We start from the raw sequence: 19,018 nt of genomic DNA, 5'->3' as shown, positions 1-19,018 counted from the left end.
GATCAAACTCTCCGTTAAAGTTAAGTTTGAACTGCTCATATCTTTTGACGAGGTATTGCTACCTCATTCACAAACGTTGCTCGTTGTTCAGTTTTCAAAGAACAATCTTCAATCCAGCGCTTCGGCTTATTGCCTCTTTCGCTTTCGTTCACCGCGTCTCTCAGCGGCGACTCATATAATATATCACGCCCGCCAACAGTACGCAACAGGTAAAAAATTACTATTTTGATTTTATACTATCTTTCCCTTTGAAGTAAGCATAAAACCGCTCTACAAAAGACTTTGTCGTAATTCATATATCGATTGGCCTTACTTATAACTACCCCATTCGCCCACAGCTAAAGGCTATATTCATGATTGTACACAATAATAGCAGCAGCTATCTGCATGCCACTAAACCACAAGCAATATCCATCTTATCATCTTCATTTATTCGAGCATACATGTTTTTTTATTTTCCACATTCAGGCAGGCACCCGAATTCCTTAGCAGTATCCCCTGACATTTCTACACATATCATCACTACACCTGATGACGATTCATCCTCATATGAGTCCCCGTAATAGAAATGAAGCCAATGATCCATAACCTATTTACTTTCTTTCTAATGGAGATAGCAGTGACCCCGAACGAATTAAAAAAGGATCGAACCTAGGTCTAAATCTAGGTTCGATCCTTACTATTGTACATTTATCTTAGTTGCTGCGCTCACGCATGTGAGGGAACAACAGTACGTCACGAATAGACGGCGCATTCGTAAGCAGCATAACGAGGCGATCTACACCGATGCCAAGTCCACCTGTTGGCGGCATGCCGTATTCCAATGCACGAATGAAGTCATCGTCCATTTCATGTGCTTCATCGTTACCATGCTCACGCTCTTCCAATTGCGCCTCAAAGCGTTGACGCTGATCGATTGGATCATTAAGCTCTGAGAATGCATTCGCATGTTCGCGAGCAACGATGAACAACTCGAAGCGATCTGTGAAGCGCGGATCCTTGTCGTTCTTCTTCGCAAGCGGAGAAATTTCAACCGGATGGCCCGTAACGAATGTTGGCTGAATCAACGTTTCTTCTACGAATTCTTCGAAGAATGCATTCAGAATATGACCGAATGTATGGTGCGGCTCCACCTTCACATTATGTTCCTTCGCAACACGATGCGCCTCTTCGTCTGTCATCTGTGCGGAGAAATCAACACCTGTCACTTCTTTAACTGCATCCACCATCGTTACACGGCGCCATTGCGGCGTCAGATCAACTTCGTGGTTCTGATACTGAATCTTCGTTGTCCCCAACACTTCTTGTGCAATATGCGCAACCAGATTTTCCGTCAGGTTCATGATATCGTTGTAATCTGCATATGCCTCATACAATTCAATCATTGTGAATTCCGGATTGTGACGTGTTGAAATCCCTTCGTTGCGATATACGCGGCCTATTTCGTACACTTTCTCTAATCCGCCCACGATCAAGCGCTTCAAGTGGAGCTCAATCGCAATACGCATGTAGAGTGTCATGTCGAGTGCATTATGATGCGTGATGAACGGACGTGCTGCCGCACCACCAGCGATTGCATGGAGTGTTGGTGTCTCCACTTCCAAGTATCCATGGGAATCCAAATAGCGACGCATCGATTGAATAATACGCGAGCGAGTGACGAACGTCTGCTGAACATCCGGGTTCATAATCAAGTCAACATAGCGCTGACGGTAACGCATTTCTACGTCCTTCAGGCCATGGTATTTCTCTGGAAGCGGCAAGAGCGACTTCGACAAAATCTCAAGCTCCAGCACTTTAATGGACAATTCACCTGTCTTCGTCTTGAATACCGTACCACGAACACCAATGATGTCACCTAGGTCAAGCAGGCTGTAAGCTTCAAATTTTTTCTCATCGATTGTATCTTGACGAACATAAATTTGAATACGGCCGGACAAGTCCTGGATGTGCGCGAAGCTAGCTTTACCCATGCCGCGCTTAGCCATGATACGTCCTGCAAGGCTAACCTCTACACCTGCTTCTTGGAGCTCATCCTTCTCCATCCCGTCATACTTATCGAGCACTTCTTTGGCAGTTGCTGTACGCTCATATTTTGTTCCGAACGGATCTACGCCCAGCTTGCGAAGCTCGTCCAATTTGTTGCGGCGAATTTGCAGCAATTCACTTAATTCCGTTTCTTGATTGACGACGTCCGTCATTACACTCCACTCCTTGTATAATTAAATCGAAATATTCCATGATGTATGATAAATGCTTGGGAACGGCACTTATTCTTTCACGTTCTTTCATTTCTTTTCATGAAAAAAAGGGGACAATGTCCTCACACCGCCGATTGGTGAAAAAAGCTTCCATGTATGGAAGCTTTCATCCCAACTTCTCACGCTTGACGCCACAAGCTGCTTAGCCGCAGCTCAATTAGCGCTTAATCTCGAGAATTTTGTATTGAATCACGCCTGCAGGAACGTTCACGTCCACAGTTGTGCCCTTTTGCTTGCCCAAAATTGCCTTGCCTACCGGGCTTTCATTCGAAATCCGGTTCTTCAATGGATCGGATTCAGCAGTACCGACAATTGTATATTCCATCTTGTCGCCGAATTCCAAATCCTCAACGATTACCGTCGAACCAATGCTTACAAGATCTGTGTCAATGTCATCGTTGTTAATGATCCGTGCGTTGCGAAGCATTTTTTCCAATGTAATGATACGACCTTCAATGAATGCTTGTTCATTCTTCGCATCTTCATATTCGGAGTTCTCGCTGATGTCGCCGTAGCCGATCGCTACTTTAATCCGCTCTGCCACTTCACGACGTTTAACGGATTTGAGGTTTTCAAGCTCATCCTCCAGCTTCTTCAGACCGTCCTGGGTCAGAATGACTTCTTTATCGCTCATCTTACCGATTCTCCTGTCATGATATATTTCGCATCCAGCCTCAGGGCTGCTAACAACGATCGATGCGAATGCAGCCGATGCGAATGCTATAGTTCATCATATGGCTTGATTGCCACATCATGACTCCACAACTTGGTCGTTCTTTGTCATACATAGTCGTGTAATATACACCAAGCCCGAGGCCAATTTTCTATTGTTGAATTATATGGGATGGATTTGCAAAAGTCAATGAGACCGCACATGCCCTTGAAAACGCTTCGATCCCCTGAACATGCGCCCGTAACAGCCTCTATTGCAGCAATTACTGAACCGTTGATTCAGCCTCTTGCTTCTCATTCACTTGACGTACATACTCCTCCAGCATGCGGGCAACCTCATCACGGCGTGTCTCTTCCATGATGGCATCCTTCACACGCGCGGCAGAAGGCAATCCCTTCAAGTACCATGCCAGATGCTTACGCATCTCCTTCACCGCAACCTGCTCCCCCTTAAGTGCAATAAGGCGATCCATATGAACAAGCGCAATACGAACTTTCTCTTCTGCCGACGGATCTGGGAGCAGCTCTCCTGTCGTCAAATATTCAATCGTGCGATACAGCATCCACGGATTGCCGAGTGCACCGCGTCCAATCATGACGCCGTCGCATCCCGTCTCTTCCAGCATACGCTTCGCGTCTTCTGGAGTGAACACATCCCCGTTGCCGATAACCGGAATCGAGACATTTTCCTTAACTTGGCGAATATAGCTCCAGTCCGCTTGACCCGTATACAGCTGCTCGCGTGTGCGCCCATGTACACTGACCGCTTGACCACCAGCACGCTCAACAGCTTTGGCATTCTCCACTACATAAATGTGATCGTGATCCCAGCCGATTCGCATCTTCACCGTAACCGGTTTATCAACAGCATCAACAACGGCCGACACCATCTCATAGATCTTCTCCGGGTTAAGGAGCCAGCGAGCGCCTGCATCGCATTTTGTTACCTTCGGTACAGGGCAACCCATATTGATATCAATAATATCGGCATTTGAATCTTTATCGACAATTTTGGCAGCTTCGACAAGCGATTTGCGATCCCCGCCAAAAATCTGCAGACTAAGCGGCTTCTCCCGATCGTCTACATACAGCATCTCACGAGTACGCTCATTGCCGTGAACAAGCGCCTTGTCACTAACCATTTCTGCGCATACGAGTCCGCATCCGAATTCCTTCGCAATGAGGCGGAAGGCAGGGTTGCACACCCCAGCCATGGGCGCAAGCACGACTTGGTTTTTCATTTCTATATTTGCAATTTTCAGCATTGCTCGCACTCCTTTCAACTCTATCCCTATCCATATGGCTGATATGCCACACGGTTATCTATACAAAACAGGATTACCAATGTTCCATTTTACCGAAAGGAACCTGGTGATGCCAGTTCATCATGTGAAATATTTAATTGCTTGCATATTTCTTTCATTATCTGATCATCAATCTGCCGATTTCCCCGCTCGATTTCACCAAGCACGGATACTGAGATGCGCACGCGTTCAGACAGCTGCTGCTGCGTCAATCCTCGAAGCTTGCGGAAAGCTCGGATTCGCTTGGCCACTTGCAAGGACTCCACTTCCGAATACCTTCCTTCCCATCCAGTGTTCCCAAGGCATGATGAACGAATGCGTGCAATTCGACAGCCGACTCCGGAACAATATCAGCAAGCGGCACGAGTACGAACAGCCGCTCTCCCATACGAGGATGCGGCAATGTAAGCAGGTCTGTATTCCATGAAGTATCGCCCATCCATAGCAAATCCAAATCAATGACGCGCGGGCCCCAGCGAATATCCCGCACTCGCCCCATTTGCTTCTCAATCGCAAGCATCGCCATCAGCAGTTCATCAGGCTGCAACGTTGTCCGAACACAAGCTGTCATGTTTAGAAAGGCAGGCTGATCCTCATATCCAACCGGATCTGTCTCGTAAATCGCAGAACATCGCACAACTTGAATCTGCTCCTGAGCTTGAAGATGTGTCAACGCATCATACAAGGCCCGCTCCCGCTCACCAATATTTGCACCTAGTGCAATATAAGCAGTCTGCTCTCCAGTATGTGTCACTGGATTGTAATCCATTCCTGCTTTCTCAAGCTCGCTACCGGAGAAATCCGTCTTCATTCCATCCATCTGCTATGCCCCGCTCCCGCTTGAACTCGATTCCGCCCGTACTCTCGTCATCTCAATCGTTACGCCTTGGAAATGTATATCGAACGGCGGGTTCGGCTTCGTTACGCGTACTGTTGCTTCTGAAATCAATGCATATTGCTCGAATAGGACGGCTGCAATACGTTCTGTCAATGCTTCGACAAGCTGATAGGACTCTTCTTCAACAATCTGCTTCACTGTATTATAGATTTCGGCATAATTGATCGAATGCTCAAGCTGATCAGATTCGCCAGCCGTGCGCAGATCTATTTGCAAGTCAAGATCGACAATCCAGCGCTGACCCAATCTCCGTTCCTCTTCGAATACACCATGCCGCCCGAACAATTCAATCCGATGCAACTGCATACGGTCAGGTTTCGATACTTTCGTATTCACCATGAATATACTCCCCTTCTATGACAAAATAGGGTAATGTCACACCATTACTTCTCTGCGGCTCCATTTCGTCCTCTTGGATATAGCATAGCATCACACATCCGAACGGTCTGAACGATTTCCGATACATCGTGTACCCGCACAATTTGGCAGCCTTGGGCTACTCCCAACACAACCGTAGCTGCCGTCCCTTGAATAAGAGCATCCACAGGAAGCTGCAGTGTCTCACGGATGAACCGCTTGCGTGAAGTTCCCAGCAATACTGGGTACCCAAGCTCAACAAGCTCATCCAAATGATGCATGAGTTCCAAGTTATCCTCGTAGTCCTTGGCAAAACCAATCCCCGGATCCAGCCAAATATTTCGTTCTTCGACACCCGCTACCTTGGCAATCGCCACACTCTCCAGCAAATCCCGCTTCACATCATCCACATACTGCTCATAATTCCGTTCAGTACGGTTATGCATTAGAATGATGGGACAGTCATAAGAAGCTGCGACACGTGCCATCTCCGGCTCCCGCTTGCAGCCCCAAATATCATTCAAAATATGAGCTCCCGCTTCTAACGCTTGTCTACCGACTTCCGCCTTGTACGTATCGATGGACAATGGGATATGAGGCATTGCCTCATGAAGCGCCTCTATAACGGGAATAACGCGGCGCAGCTCCTCTGCTTCTCCGACCGGTTCATGGCCAGGGCGTGTTGACTCTCCGCCTATATCGATAATGTCTACGCCTTGCGCGACCATTTCCTTGGCATGCTCGATTGCACGATCGATGCGATCATAACATCCTCCATCGGAGAAGGAGTCCGGCGTAACATTCAATATCCCTTGCACCAAGGTACGGTCGCCCAGTATTAATTCTGCTTGATTCCATTTATACGTGTGCTTCCAAAATGTTGGCTGCAACATATACGCATCCCCCTCCCTGCCATCGTAGCCGATCCAACTTAAAATTCCTTATACCGTCATCACCGGGCATAACGGAACTTACTATTCGCAAGTTTCATGCACTCTCTAAATCAATCTCGTTAACCTACATCCTGTGAACTGTAGAGGTGCGATACAGATTCAGCAGCTCGCGCGTACAAGCACCTATCCGTCCGTTGCCCACCTGTCTCTTCTCACCTTCTGCATCGACAAGAGTCGTCACCGGTACAAGTTCCTGAATGGAGGTTGTCAGGAATACTTCATCTGCCTTCCATAGCTGTCCCCAACCATACTTACCTTCCTCAACATGCATACCTGCCTGGCCCGCTAGCTCCATGACCCACTGCCTTGTAATACCAGGCAGAATGCCGGTCGATACATCTGGTGTGTACAGACGACCATCCTGAACAAAAAACACATTGCTCACGATGCCTTCGGATACATGTCCATTGCAATCCAACATGAGCCCCTCAGCTCCTAATGCGGATGAATCCATTTGTGATAACTCCCGCTTTGCAACGATATTATTCATGTATTGTCCTGACTTAAAGCGCACGTCTGTCTCGGGCCCGCTCCGCCGTGTACGAAGCAGTTGCAATGGCTTGCCGCATTCATACAGTTCTTCCTGCAAGGCAGGCAGCGACTTCACAAGCACTAACACATTCGGTTGCGTATACGCTTCCTGTGGCAGGCCAAAACCATTCTCGCCCGCACTTACGGTGTAACGAATATATGCCTCCATCAGGCCGTTCGCATCCACCACTTCTCGAATATGACGTTCAACCTGCCCCATATCCACTACATAGTCGATACCAAGCAATCTGCAAGCCGATGTCAACCGCTCCATATGCCGCTCCAACAAGAAGGGCTTCCCTCCGTAGGTGCGCATCGTTTCAAACAAGGTCATGCCGTATAAAAAGCCGTGGTCCATGACAGAAACCGCGGCTTGATCAACAGGTACTACCTTCCCATTCCAACCGATAACATCCATTATACGCTCGCCTTCGACTTTAAAAAGTTGCGCAGCATCTGATGCCCGTGATCCGTAATGATCGACTCCGGGTGGAATTGGACACCTTCAATCGGATATTCTCTATGCCGAAGCCCCATAATTTCGCCTTCTTCCGTAGAAGCCGTAATCTCGAGACATTCTGGCAGCGACTCCCGCTCCACCAATAAGGAATGATAGCGAGTTGCTGTAAACGGGCTTGGCAGCTCTTCAAACACCGACTGTCCCTCATGATAGATTGGGGATGTCTTCCCGTGCATCAATCGCTGTGCACGGACAACCTTCCCGCCGAATGCCTGTCCAATTGCCTGATGACCTAAGCATACACCGAAGATAGGGATCTTGCCCTTGAAATGTGCAATGACATCAAGTGTTATTCCTGCTTCGTTCGGTGTGCACGGCCCAGGTGACAGCAGCAGATGATCCGGTTGCAGCTTCTCAATGCCTTCAATGTCGATTTCGTCATTGCGGTATACTTCCACCTGCTCCCCAAGCTCCCCTAAATATTGAACCAAGTTATACGTAAAAGAATCATAATTGTCGATAACAAGTATCATGCTAAGCTCATCCTCTCTCGGCCATGCCTGGCGGCATGCCTTACCTAATCTAGTCTCCCCGCTCCATCATGTCGCGTTCGCTCAACTGTACTGCCTTCCACAAAGCCTTCGCCTTGTTCCAGCTCTCCTTATATTCACGCGCTGGATCGGAATCAATAACAATGCCCGCTCCCGCCTGAATATGGCCTACACCATCCTTCACGGTCATGGTGCGGATAATTATATTAAATTCCATGTCGCCATTATAGTCAATCCAGCCGAATGATCCCGTATACGGCCCTCTTCGTACTGGCTCCAATTCTTCGATGATTTCCATCGTTCTCACTTTCGGAGCTCCTGTAATCGTCCCTCCAGGGAATGTCGCTCGCAGCACGTCGAAGGCGTCTTTGCCGGCCGCCAGCTTCCCTTTCACCTCAGAAACCAAATGCATAACATGCGAGTAATATTCAATTGTCATTAACTCATCCACCCGCACGGAGCCGTATTCCGATATGCGTCCAACATCATTGCGCTCTAGATCAACGAGCATAATATGCTCGGCCCGCTCCTTCTCATTCGTACGCAGCTCTTCTGCCATGCGGGCATCCTCTTCCGGGGTATGCCCTCTCCGTCTCGTGCCTGCAATCGGACGAGTGCTCACTTCCCCATCCTTCAGGCCAACCAGAAGCTCGGGGGAACAAGAAACAAGCTGGAAGTCAGGGAAACGAAGCAGTCCCATGTATGGAGATGGGTTAAGCACCCTCAACCATTCATAGAGCCGTTCCGGAGTTTCACGCAGCGCACGCATCTGTCTCATGGACAGGTTTACTTGAAAGACATCACCTTGACCAATATATTGCTGAATCTGCCGTACAGCCTCCTCAAAATCCTCCTTCGGAAATGCCGTCTGTACACCTTCCAGCACATCCACATCGAGAAGATTGCCTTCCTCCAGACAGCGGCGACGAAGCTCAGCGGCCTGCTTCGCCTCATCTGTACGGCAAGATTCCCACCAGACATCCCAGCGCTTCTTCAACTTATCTGCACGCTGGTGAGCAAGCTCATAGTGGTTAGATACCCATTCCTCATATATGGATTCAGCGGTCTGACTGGAGGACTCATCCTCCTTCATTTGGCGCTTGTACGCCGGTGATGCGCATGGATCAACCTCCGTCATGACCGCACAGTATAGCGCTTGTTCCTCATGATCGACAATCCATAGCTCATTCATTTGCATAAACACATAATCGGGAAGATCCAAATCATCCGCCGCCAATTCGGGGAGCCGCTCAATGGATCTAGCAATGTCATAGCTTATATAGCCAACACATCCCCCAGTGAACTTCGGAAGCCCCTCTATGCGCGGCCCACGGTAAGGTGACATCCATTCCTTCACCATTTCTAACGGAGCTCCCTTGCGTACCTGTTCATTTCCGTCTGACAGGACGATGTGTGCGGAATACCCCTTCCCTCTAATCATAGATACGGGGTCTAACCCCACAATCGTATAGCGTCCACCCTTCCCGCTCTCCAGTACGAAGGTGCTCTGCCCTGCATCTGCCCATGCCGATTCCCAAGAAGGAATGTGCGTACTTCCTTCCTGCAACTCATACTTAACCACGTACGGAAGGATCGTGTATTGATTATCGATATAGCAGCGCCATTGCTCTTGTGCGATAAGCGCCTGTCCACTTAGTACTGTTGATTGAACCATATGACCACCTCTTCACCCTAGTCCATCATTCCTGCTTATCGATCCCAACTTTCCTTGGATGATAATCATTATCGGATTACTGATTAGTATAAACAATGAAACTACGGATGAAAAGATGAACCACTTACATTTTCTGCATTTTCCTTCATATAAAAATCCCCCCATCTCAGCTATCGTATAGAAGCATTATGCTTCCAAGTACACAGTTGGATGAGGGGATGTGTTCATTTCTTAATCTTCAAAATTAAATAACGGTGTGCTTAAATAACGTTCGCCGTTGCTTGGTACGACTGCAACAATACGCTTTCCGGCTCCCAATTCCTTCGCAAGCTGCAATGCAGCATAGATCGCAGCCCCCGAGGAGATGCCGACTAAGATGCCTTCTTCCTTCGCAACACGGCGCGCTATCTCAAATGCATCTTCATTCTCAACCGTAATAATTCGATCATAAATCTCACGGTTCAATATATCAGGTACGAAGTTTGCCCCGATCCCTTGGATTTTGTGGGGGCCTGGCTTGCCTCCAGACAATAATGGAGATGAGGCTGGCTCCACCGCTGCAATTTGAATGCCGGGGAAGTTCTCCTTCAGCACTTCACCAGCACCAGAGATTGTTCCCCCAGTGCCAATGCCAGCGATAAACGCATCCAGCTTGCCATCGAGCGATTGAATCGCTTCGACAATTTCTGGACCTGTCGTCTCCCGATGAATCTTGACGTTCGCTTGATTCTTGAATTGTTGCGGAATGAAATAAGTAGGGTTCTCTTGTGCCAGCTCTTCAGCCTTGCGAACCGCACCATTCATTCCTTCTGCCCCCGGAGTAAGCACAAGCTCAGCCCCATATGCGCGCAGGAGATTGCGGCGCTCAATGCTCATCGTCTCAGGCATAACCAATATGGCCTTATATCCCTTCGCAGCAGCTACCATTGCAAGTCCAATGCCCGTATTGCCGCTCGTCGGCTCTACAATGGTATCTCCCGGCTTCAATATGCCTTCCTGCTCGGCTACCTCAATCATACTTATTGCGATCCGGTCTTTGACACTGGAGCCCGGATTCTGATATTCCAGCTTCACATAAATTTCGGCGCTGTCTTCCGGTACAATTCGATTCAGGCGTACAAGTGGAGTATCCCCGATTAGTTCGGTCACGCTATTGACGATTCTTTGCATAGAGAGCCCTCCCACAGGTTAATAGGAATTGAAATATTTCCGACTAATTCACTAGGTTTTAACTTATATTAGCAAGCCAATAGTCGAATGTCAATAGACCTACTCAAAAATATTCCAAGATTTCTCGTTCTTTGTCTGAAAAATAACAAAAAGCCCGCCCGAATAAATCATCTTATTCGGACGGACTACTATTCATGTCAACACTTACTGTGATGAAAAGGCTGCATCTGCAATTGACGCGCCGTATTTCTCTCGGAGCGCTTTTCTCCATTGTACTAATGGAGGAGACTTCTCCAGCGCGATTTCTTTGCGAATACGCTCACGCATCTCATCATGTTGTTCAGGCCTTACTTCCTTCTTGCCAGTAAGCTGGATAATCGCATATCCATCCTTAATCTTAACCGGCTTCGAAGTATCGCCTACTTCCATCAAGGACACTTGGTTCAGTTCCGCGTGATCGATGAATGGATCATCCTCATCAATCCACCCTATTCTCCCACCCTGCTGTGAAGAGAAGGAGTCAAGAGAAAGCTCGCCTGCAAGGAAACCGAAAGATTCTCCTTGCTTAATGCGGCCAATAATTGCTTCCGCGTCAGCGACGTTCGATACTGTGATATGTGCCATTTGATAGGAGTTGATTGGCTCGTATTCACCCTTATGTTCACGCATGTACTCGTCAATATCAGCATCACCGATATCAATGCCGTACGTTGCGATTTTTTCCAATAGGAGTTGATTGCGCATGTCTTGGCTTAATTGTTCCGGACTCATTCCTAGTTGTTCTTTCATTGCTTGGTAATAAGCCTCTTCACTTTCATAACCCTTCATTTGACGCTTAATCTCTCGGGTGACTTCTTCAGAAGTCACCTCAACCCCCAGCGACTTCGCTTCCTGCTCAGCCGCTCGGTTCGTCAGCATCTGCTCCAGTACTAACCCACCGTACTGCTGCTCCAATTCTCTGTTCCACTCTGCACGCGTAATCTTATGCGACCCAACTGACGCAACGACTGATGAGGAATCGGATGAAGCAGGCTCGGGGGGCCCGACCGGAACATCGAGCCGTGAAATAAGTATGCCTGCAAGCACGATCACACAGGCAAACAATACAATAATACAGCCCCATAAGCTCTTGACTTCTCTCGTCATATCGCTTGCTTCCCTTACCTCATATTTCCTTGTAGCACGCCTGTGCTTACACTTACTTTACGATTGCGTCTTCTTCGTTACTGCCGCAGCAGCCAGCTTCTCAAGATCATCACGATTGAAGGCATACGCCTCGTTGCAGAAATGACATACAACTTCAGCTTTATGATCCTCATTTATAATCGCTCGCAGCTCTTCCTGTCCCAAGCTAATAAGCGTGCTTTCCACGCGTTCTCTTGAGCATTGGCATTGGAACACAAGCGGCATCTGATCCATAATGTGAACATCCTTCACGATCCATGTTACCAGCTCTTCAAGCTCCATGCCTTGATCAAGCAAGGCTGTTACCGGAGGCAATGTGCTTAACGATTGCTCAATCTCCGTTATTTCCTCATCAGACAAGCCTGGCAGCAATTGAATAATGAATCCACCTGCATGTAGTACAGAATTGTCAGTGTCTACGAGTACGCCAAGCCCGACTGCGGATGGCGTCTGCTCCGAGGTTGCAAAGTAATACGTAAAGTCCTCACCCAGTTCACCCGAAATAATCGGAGAGCTTCCACGGTAAGGCTCCTTCAAGCCCAGATCCTTCGTTATGTGAATGAAGCCGCTGCGGCCTACTGCTCCCGCAACATCCAGCTTGCCTTCTGAGTTGCTTGCCAAATGAACTTGGGGATGTGTCACATAGCCGCGAATCTCTCCACGCGCGTTGGCATCCGCAACGACCTGACCAATGGGGCCATCACCCTTCACCTGTACCGTAAGCTTCTCTTCACCCTTCAGCATCGCACCCATCATTGCAGCAGCCGTTACTGTACGCCCTAATGCAGCTGTTGCTGTTGGGTATGTACCGTGGCGACGTTGCAGCTCATTAACCAAGTTAGTCGTGCGCGCAGCAAAAATCCGTACCTTTCCACCTAATCCAGTCCCACGGATAAGCATATCCTGCACGGTATCTTGAGTGATGTTCTGTTGTTGCTTACTCTCTTCCATGAGTGCCTCCTGTTGCCTTACATATTTAAAATACGAATGACAGTTTACAACGATTTCTCTATATTATTGGTTACGATTGTAAATGAGACGCAGTCCTTCAAGGGTCAGCAAGGGATTCGTCGTATCAATTGTACGCGATTCGCTTGCAATGAGCTCCGCCAAGCCACCCGTTGCAACGACCTTAGGTTGTGCGCCTAGTTCTTGGCTTATGCGATCCACGATCCCATCAACTTGTCCGGCGTATCCGAATATGATGCCTGCCTGCATGGAATGAACCGTATTGCGGCCAATAACGGACTTCGGCTTCGTCAGTTCAATACGAGGGAGCTTCGCTGCACGCTGATAGAGCGCCTCCGTAGAGATGCCAATCCCCGGAACGATTGCCCCGCCCAAGTAATTGCCTTGCACATCAATCACATCAAAAGTTGTCGCTGTACCGAAATCGACAACTACAAGCGGCATCTCACCACCGTATTGGTCGATGGCAGCAACCGCGTTCACGATGCGGTCTGCACCAACCTCACGCGGGTTTTCATATCGGATATTCAACCCTGTCTTCACGCCTGGCCCTACGATAAGCGGAGTCTTGTACAAGTACGTCTCACACAAGAGTTCCATCGTAGACATAATCGGAGGAACGACAGACGAGATAATAACTCCGTCGATATCCTTAACCGAAAGCCCTGCCAGTGAGAATAAGTTGTGGATCATGACACCATATTCATCCGCTGTCGCTTGACGATTCGTAGACAGCCTCCAAAAATGCTGCAGCGTCTCCTGCTGATATACACCTAGAACAATATTTGTATTTCCTACATCGATAACGAGAATCACAGTTCTATCCCTCTTTCTTCGCATTCAAGTCAAGATTGATGTCGACCGTTATAATCATGGAAACGCTTATACGGAATTGACATCGACACCGATCAACGCTTTGCCGCGAACGGTAGAGCGTGGACTCGCCCGTTGCTTCAATCTTGATGTATTCTTTACGCAACTAGCAGGACAGTAGAACACCTGCATGACGCATCATCAACGGTGGCAACGTTGTACGATGACAGGTTATAGTATCGCTCGTACCAACAGAACTTCCATCATTCCATCAGACACGAGCTCCCACATCCAAGTGAAAAATCTATCATGCAGAACGGCACAAAAACCGTGATTATGATCTGCACGTATGGACTCCCGCTTGTTGTAGTCATTAACACTTAATTTACACAACGCCTATGGCTGTGTCAATTCACAATCGAGACTGCGCCAATATTTCAATAGGCATAAAAAAAGAGTGCACGCTATGGTGCACTCTTTACAATCGCCGAATCGGCGAATGAGGGCTATTCTATTGGTTGTTGTTCTTGTTGTCATCTGGATTGCCTGTGGCATCTGTATTCGTCTCTGACTGCTCGGAAGGAGCATCTGGACGTTCAACCGCCTGTGGCTCATTGCTGCGGAAGTCCTCTGGAGAGGTTCCGTTCGGAATGTCGCCTTCCGGCTTAGCATCAGCTGGGGAATCCCACTGCGTAGGGCCAAGCTTCTCTGGCTTGCCAACAAGGTTCACCTTCACATCGCCAGTTGTCTCAATAATTGGCGTACTGGAAGATGTGCCGCCTGTCACCGATGTGCTGGCAGAATCATCTCCATCCGACTTCTTATCGGAGATATGGCCATTCTCGATCAATTGCTTGATTTGATCAAGTTCGAGTGTCTCCAACTCAAGCAATGTATTGGCGATGAGGTTCATTTCGCGAGTATGCTTCGTCAGCAATGTCTTCGCACGCTCGTAGCACTCGTTCATGATACGCTGCATCTCCTGATCGATTTCGTATGCAATCGCATCAGAGTAGTTCTGTTCATGACCAAGGTCACGACCAAGGAATACTTCTCCTTGACGGTTGCCGAACTGCATTGGGCCGAGCTTCTCGCTCATACCGTACTCCATAATCATGCTGCGCACAATACGTGTTGCTTGCTGGAAGTCACTATAAGCGCCTGTGCCGATTTCGCCGATGAACAATTCCTCAGCAACCCGACCACCAAGCAAACCTGTAACTCTGTCCAGAAGCTCTTGCTTTGTTGTAAGCATACGATCTTCCTTCGGCAGCATGATGACGTATCCGCCAGCACGTCCGCGAGGAATAATCGTAACCTTGTGCACCATATCTGCATGTTCCAAGAAGTATCCGATAATGGTATGACCGGCTTCATGGAACGCGACAATACGTTTTTCTCGATCGCTGATCATGCGGCTGCGCTTCTCTGTCCCTACGATAACGCGGTCGATTGCTTCGTCCACATCTGTCATCGTAATGTCTTTATGGTTTTTGCGCGCTGCAAGCAATGCTGCTTCGTTCAGCAAGTTCTCCAAGTCGGCACCCGTAAATCCAGTTGTACGCTTGGCAATTGTATTCAACTTCACGTCCTTGTTCAGCGGCTTGTTGCGCGCGTGAACCTTCAATACAGCTTCCCGGCCCTTCAAGTCAGGGCGATCCACTGTGATTTGACGGTCGAAACGACCTGGACGGAGCAATGCTGGATCGAGAATATCCGGTCGGTTCGTTGCTGCGACAATGATGATTCCTTCATTGGCGCCGAAGCCGTCCATCTCGACGAGCAATTGGTTAAGCGTCTGCTCCCGCTCGTCATGACCGCCGCCAAGACCGGCGCCGCGCTGACGACCAACAGCATCGATTTCATCAATAAAGATAATACAAGGTGCATTTTTCTTAGCATTTTCGAACAGGTCACGCACACGGGATGCACCGACACCGACGAACATTTCAACGAAGTCAGAACCTGAAATGCTGAAGAAAGGAACTCCTGCTTCGCCTGCAACAGCACGTGCAAGCAATGTCTTACCTGTACCTGGAGGACCGTTCAGAAGAACGCCTTTCGGTATGCGTGCGCCGAGTGCTGCGAACTTGCGCGGATCCTTAAGGAATTCGACGACCTCGACCAATTCCTGCTTCTCTTCATCCGCCCCTGCGACATCCTCGAAGGTAACACGCTTCTTCTCTTCATTATACAACCGAGCACGGCTCTTGCCGAAATTCATGACCTTGCCGCCGCCACCCTGGGCTTGATTAAAGAAGACAAAGAACAGGATGAACATGATCACAAATGGAATGAATGAAGTCAGGACCGTCAGCCATAGGCTTTGCTCCTCCATCTTCTTCCACGTAAGCTTGAGGGATTGCTGTGCCGTATCGGCCTTCATAATCTCCTCAATAGCTGGTGAGCTATCTGGAATATACGTTACGAACTGCTGAGATTTCTGTCCATCTGGAATTTTCTTATATTTACCGATGACCAAATATGCCCGACCTTCATATTGAATCGTCATTTCGTCTATATTGTTGGCCGCTAACTCTTTGCGAAACTGGTCATATCTCGGGGTTTCCGTGGCTTCTCCGCCGTTGCCAATGAATTGGACAATGCCGACCACGACTAGAAAAAGAATCAGATAAAAACCAGAGTTCTTAAAAAAGCGATTCATCCCCAACCTCCTCTCAAAGACACGAAATTATTGTATCATAGCACGTATTGCCATCACAACTTGACCATCTAAGCGATGAGAATGAATGATTCTACACCTCGTCGGAATAAATCTCACGCTTCAATACGCCAATGTATGGAAGGTTGCGATACTTCTCTGCAAAATCAAGTCCGTATCCAACGATGAACTCATCCGGCAGAACGAAGCCTTTGTAGTCTGCTTCCATATTAGTGGTGCGACGCGCCGGCTTATCGAACAGAGTAACTACACGGATCGAGTTCGCCTTGCGACCCTGAAGCACCTCAATTAAGTAACTGAGGGTCAGCCCTGTATCAATAATGTCCTCCACAATGAGAACGTCGCGGCCTTCAACCGATACATCCAAATCCTTCATAATACGCACAACGCCCGAAGACTTCGTCGATGCGCCATAGCTGGATACCGCCATGAAGTCCAATTCCAACGGTACTGTAACATTCTTGACCAAATCGGCCATAAAAATGAACGCGCCCTTGAGCACGCAAATAACGAGTGGACATTTACCAGCGTAATCGCGGCTAATCTGTTCACCCAATTCCTGTACTTTTGCTTGAAGCTGTTCCTCGCTAAATACTACCTTCTCAATGTCGTTATGCAATGATGGGCCCTCCTATTGTGAATACTCAATCTTATGTGAACGTTAATCGTTCCATGCGGCAAGCCAATGACCGGCTATGTCTTCGTTACCTCATGGATGGACAGATCGCTCATGGGCTCCGCCCTCCAGTGCAAAATGAACGACCGCTTGTGTCGAAGGCTTCACATATGCCGCATTAGAACGCCGCACTCCAGGTATCCACACAATGTGTCCGTTCGCGTCCGCAACAAGAGGAATCGTGTCACGCAATGACGGCGCGATTTTCAAGTCAACGAACATATCTTGCACTTTTTTGCTGCCATTTAGTCCTTGCACCCGCATCCGATCTCCCGGCTGCCGAGTACGAACAACAAGCGGCCAGCACAGCTCTTCAGCATCGAATGTAGCTTCCCAAGCCTGTCCGTGATGATGTTGACCCGCTGAAAAGCTCTCGCTCCTTCCGGCATCGCTGCCAGCCTTCACTTCTGCCACAGCCGTCCACCGCAGTGTGCTGTTGTTATTCGGTAATGACAATTGCCCCATTGCATCGGTTCTATGTATCGTAAAGCCAGTCTTGCAGTCTGCACCTTCTGTAGAATCATGGTGTATCCGAAGCCATAGCAAACGCTCATATTCACGCGCAAATACAATGTCTTGAGCAACATCCACCCTCCACGTAGTCGAACACTCGCCTGCTGCTCTCACTCTTGCTGAGTCAACGGCTTCAAAATCAATCTGATCCGAACCTCGTGTAAGATAATTTAATATTAGTTTAATCAACCTGCGTTGTAAAGCAACATGTAATCCTAGAAAGGTGTTCCGATCAAGAATATATCCTGCCTGCACATGCGGAATAAATAATGCGGCATTGCTGTCACCAGACCTACCATCGTTTACCGCCTTTACGTGACATTGAAACAACCTGCGGGTCTCCGCTTCCATATAATCATCTTCATCACGCAGTGAGTCCGCCATCCTGCAGAGCGCTTCAACTAGTCTTGGATTCTCCTCCTCAAGCTGAGGGATAATATCCAGCCGCATCCGATTGCGAAAATAACTGCGCTTGGTGTTGCTGCTGTCGTTCACATATGGAATGTCCCGCACTGAGCACCAATGGAGCACCTCCATTTTACGCAGCATTAGCAATGGCCGAACAAAGAGCAGCCCTTCTTCTTCGCGGCTCCACGCCATACCAGCTAACCCAGTGCTGCCTGATCCTCTTATTAAGCGCATAAGTACGGTCTCGGCTTGGTCATCCGCATGATGGGCCAGTGCAACATGAGTAGCTCCATAATGACTGGCAGTACGGATGAGGAACTCATATCGAAGCTGCCTTGCTGCCGCCTGAGGATTAAGTCCTTCCCGCTTCGCTAAGCCAGGAGCATCGACCCGGATCATCTCAAATGGCAGCCCCAATCTTGTCGCTTCCTGCTCGACGAATCTGGCCTCTTCATCTGATTCTTGCCCGCGAAATCCGTGATGAACATGGGCAACAATGAGCCTGCCCGGCTTGCAGTCACTTCGTTCGTTCAATGCAGCCAGTGCATGTAGAAGCAGCATCGAATCCGGACCGCCTGATACAGCTACTACCATTACAGCACCTGCACCCCAGAGACCTCTCTTACACCAATCGGCTTCCAATTGCTCTATCCATTTGTCCCAAGCATTGAATTGTTCACCGTCCGCTGATTGTCCTGCTGTCATTATTCATCCCCGATTCCCGGCATTCATTCAAGCACCTGCATGCTTCCGCAGTAAAGCTCCACTCACGTGCAGGTTCATGTCCCGTCTTGCTATGTATGAAGCATATCAAATCGATGAAGCACGTTCAAAATCTGCGTGCTACCAATCGAGCCCGTGAAGCCTGCACTGCATCCATCGGAAGTCGATTGAGTTCACCCGCTACCATTCTGAAATATCTTCTTAATAAGTATGTAT

The 19,018-nt window shown here is 48.5% G+C and carries 18 protein-coding genes; 1 reads left to right on the top strand and 17 read right to left on the bottom strand.

The features are described 5' to 3' along the window. A partial coding sequence (locus RQP50_RS28925) for a hypothetical protein (RefSeq protein WP_315747457.1) occupies window positions 1-229 on the top strand: 229 nt, incomplete at its 5' end. A gap of 466 nt (window positions 230-695) precedes the next feature. On the opposite strand, the gene lysS is transcribed toward RQP50_RS28925, so the two are convergent. From lysS to tilS, 17 genes are all read right to left on the bottom strand, one after another. After that, complete coding sequence (lysS, locus tag RQP50_RS28920; protein WP_065292137.1) at window positions 696-2,201, bottom strand: lysine--tRNA ligase; 1,506 nt, start codon at window positions 2,199-2,201, stop codon at window positions 696-698. 217 nt (window positions 2,202-2,418) lie between these two features. Beyond that, complete coding sequence (gene greA, locus RQP50_RS28915) at window positions 2,419-2,895, bottom strand: transcription elongation factor GreA (RefSeq protein WP_021255209.1); 477 nt, start codon at window positions 2,893-2,895, stop codon at window positions 2,419-2,421. Window positions 2,896-3,196: 301 nt separating this feature from the next. Next, window positions 3,197-4,198, bottom strand: coding sequence for a tRNA dihydrouridine synthase DusB (dusB, locus tag RQP50_RS28910; RefSeq protein ID WP_021255208.1), 1,002 nt, complete (start codon window positions 4,196-4,198; stop codon window positions 3,197-3,199). 89 nt (window positions 4,199-4,287) lie between these two features. Continuing rightward, the gene (locus RQP50_RS28905) at window positions 4,288-4,503 is read right to left on the bottom strand and encodes a helix-turn-helix domain-containing protein (protein WP_072732107.1); all 216 of its coding nucleotides are present in this window, start codon (window positions 4,501-4,503) and stop codon (window positions 4,288-4,290) included. Further along, a complete protein-coding gene (gene folK, locus RQP50_RS28900; RefSeq protein WP_072732140.1) occupies window positions 4,446-5,006 on the bottom strand; it encodes a 2-amino-4-hydroxy-6-hydroxymethyldihydropteridine diphosphokinase in 561 nt (186 codons plus the stop codon). The genes RQP50_RS28905 and folK overlap by 58 nt, the downstream gene beginning before the upstream one ends. A gap of 54 nt (window positions 5,007-5,060) precedes the next feature. After that, window positions 5,061-5,474: a dihydroneopterin aldolase gene (gene folB / locus RQP50_RS28895; protein ID WP_072732108.1), complete on the bottom strand. Its 414-nt coding sequence runs from the start codon at window positions 5,472-5,474 to the stop codon at window positions 5,061-5,063. 44 nt (window positions 5,475-5,518) lie between these two features. After that, window positions 5,519-6,385 carry a dihydropteroate synthase gene (gene folP / locus RQP50_RS28890; RefSeq protein WP_315747455.1) on the bottom strand — a complete coding sequence of 289 codons (867 nt, stop codon included), beginning with the start codon at window positions 6,383-6,385 and terminating at the stop codon, window positions 5,519-5,521. 124 nt (window positions 6,386-6,509) lie between these two features. Next, a complete protein-coding gene (locus RQP50_RS28885) occupies window positions 6,510-7,394 on the bottom strand; it encodes an aminotransferase class IV (protein ID WP_072732110.1) in 885 nt (294 codons plus the stop codon). Next, on the bottom strand, window positions 7,394-7,969 hold the full coding sequence (gene pabA / locus RQP50_RS28880; protein ID WP_021260676.1) for an aminodeoxychorismate/anthranilate synthase component II: 576 nt from the start codon (window positions 7,967-7,969) through the stop codon (window positions 7,394-7,396). The genes RQP50_RS28885 and pabA overlap by 1 nt, the downstream gene beginning before the upstream one ends. A gap of 49 nt (window positions 7,970-8,018) precedes the next feature. Further along, complete coding sequence (locus RQP50_RS28875; protein ID WP_072732111.1) at window positions 8,019-9,662, bottom strand: anthranilate synthase component I family protein; 1,644 nt, start codon at window positions 9,660-9,662, stop codon at window positions 8,019-8,021. A 231-nt stretch (window positions 9,663-9,893) separates the two neighbouring features. Next, a complete protein-coding gene (cysK, locus tag RQP50_RS28870; RefSeq protein WP_315747453.1) occupies window positions 9,894-10,832 on the bottom strand; it encodes a cysteine synthase A in 939 nt (312 codons plus the stop codon). 204 nt (window positions 10,833-11,036) lie between these two features. Next, on the bottom strand, window positions 11,037-11,978 hold the full coding sequence (locus RQP50_RS28865; RefSeq protein WP_072732112.1) for a SurA N-terminal domain-containing protein: 942 nt from the start codon (window positions 11,976-11,978) through the stop codon (window positions 11,037-11,039). 57 nt (window positions 11,979-12,035) lie between these two features. After that, a complete protein-coding gene (gene hslO / locus RQP50_RS28860) occupies window positions 12,036-12,968 on the bottom strand; it encodes an Hsp33 family molecular chaperone HslO (RefSeq protein ID WP_142546946.1) in 933 nt (310 codons plus the stop codon). Window positions 12,969-13,031: 63 nt separating this feature from the next. After that, on the bottom strand, window positions 13,032-13,802 hold the full coding sequence (locus RQP50_RS28855; protein WP_021255197.1) for a type III pantothenate kinase: 771 nt from the start codon (window positions 13,800-13,802) through the stop codon (window positions 13,032-13,034). A gap of 508 nt (window positions 13,803-14,310) precedes the next feature. Beyond that, entirely contained in the window at window positions 14,311-16,464 is a 2,154-nt protein-coding gene (gene ftsH / locus RQP50_RS28850; protein WP_315747452.1) for an ATP-dependent zinc metalloprotease FtsH, read from the bottom strand. A gap of 91 nt (window positions 16,465-16,555) precedes the next feature. Continuing rightward, window positions 16,556-17,101, bottom strand: a complete 546-nt coding sequence (hpt, locus tag RQP50_RS28845) for a hypoxanthine phosphoribosyltransferase (RefSeq protein ID WP_021255195.1) — start codon at window positions 17,099-17,101, stop codon at window positions 16,556-16,558. Window positions 17,102-17,191: 90 nt separating this feature from the next. Next, window positions 17,192-18,784 carry a tRNA lysidine(34) synthetase TilS gene (gene tilS, locus RQP50_RS28840; protein WP_315747451.1) on the bottom strand — a complete coding sequence of 531 codons (1,593 nt, stop codon included), beginning with the start codon at window positions 18,782-18,784 and terminating at the stop codon, window positions 17,192-17,194. Window positions 18,785-19,018 lie beyond the last annotated feature (234 nt).

Origin of the sequence: Paenibacillus suaedae, assembly GCF_032337355.1 — a bacterium.
In the GTDB taxonomy this organism is placed as follows: Bacteria; Bacillota; Bacilli; order Paenibacillales; family Paenibacillaceae; genus Paenibacillus_B; species Paenibacillus_B suaedae.
This window is presented reverse-complemented; position numbering and strand designations above follow the sequence as displayed.

Bases quoted from the DNA above. Each gene is read 5' to 3' on its own strand.
- lysS (WP_065292137.1), bottom strand. From the start codon at position 2,201: ATGACGGACGTCGTCAATCAAGAAACGGAATTAAGTGAATTGCTGCAA.
- greA (WP_021255209.1), bottom strand. From the start codon at position 2,895: ATGAGCGATAAAGAAGTCATTCTGACCCAGGACGGTCTGAAGAAGCTG.
- dusB (WP_021255208.1), bottom strand. From the start codon at position 4,198: ATGCTGAAAATTGCAAATATAGAAATGAAAAACCAAGTCGTGCTTGCG.
- folK (WP_072732140.1), bottom strand. From the start codon at position 5,006: ATGGATTACAATCCAGTGACACATACTGGAGAGCAGACTGCTTATATT.
- folB (WP_072732108.1), bottom strand. From the start codon at position 5,474: ATGGTGAATACGAAAGTATCGAAACCTGACCGTATGCAGTTGCATCGG.
- folP (WP_315747455.1), bottom strand. From the start codon at position 6,385: ATGTTGCAGCCAACATTTTGGAAGCACACGTATAAATGGAATCAAGCA.
- RQP50_RS28885 (WP_072732110.1), bottom strand. From the start codon at position 7,394: ATGGATGTTATCGGTTGGAATGGGAAGGTAGTACCTGTTGATCAAGCC.
- pabA (WP_021260676.1), bottom strand. From the start codon at position 7,969: ATGATACTTGTTATCGACAATTATGATTCTTTTACGTATAACTTGGTT.
- RQP50_RS28875 (WP_072732111.1), bottom strand. From the start codon at position 9,662: ATGGTTCAATCAACAGTACTAAGTGGACAGGCGCTTATCGCACAAGAG.
- cysK (WP_315747453.1), bottom strand. From the start codon at position 10,832: ATGCAAAGAATCGTCAATAGCGTGACCGAACTAATCGGGGATACTCCA.
- RQP50_RS28865 (WP_072732112.1), bottom strand. From the start codon at position 11,978: ATGACGAGAGAAGTCAAGAGCTTATGGGGCTGTATTATTGTATTGTTT.
- hslO (WP_142546946.1), bottom strand. From the start codon at position 12,968: ATGGAAGAGAGTAAGCAACAACAGAACATCACTCAAGATACCGTGCAG.
- ftsH (WP_315747452.1), bottom strand. From the start codon at position 16,464: ATGAATCGCTTTTTTAAGAACTCTGGTTTTTATCTGATTCTTTTTCTA.
- tilS (WP_315747451.1), bottom strand. From the start codon at position 18,784: ATGACAGCAGGACAATCAGCGGACGGTGAACAATTCAATGCTTGGGAC.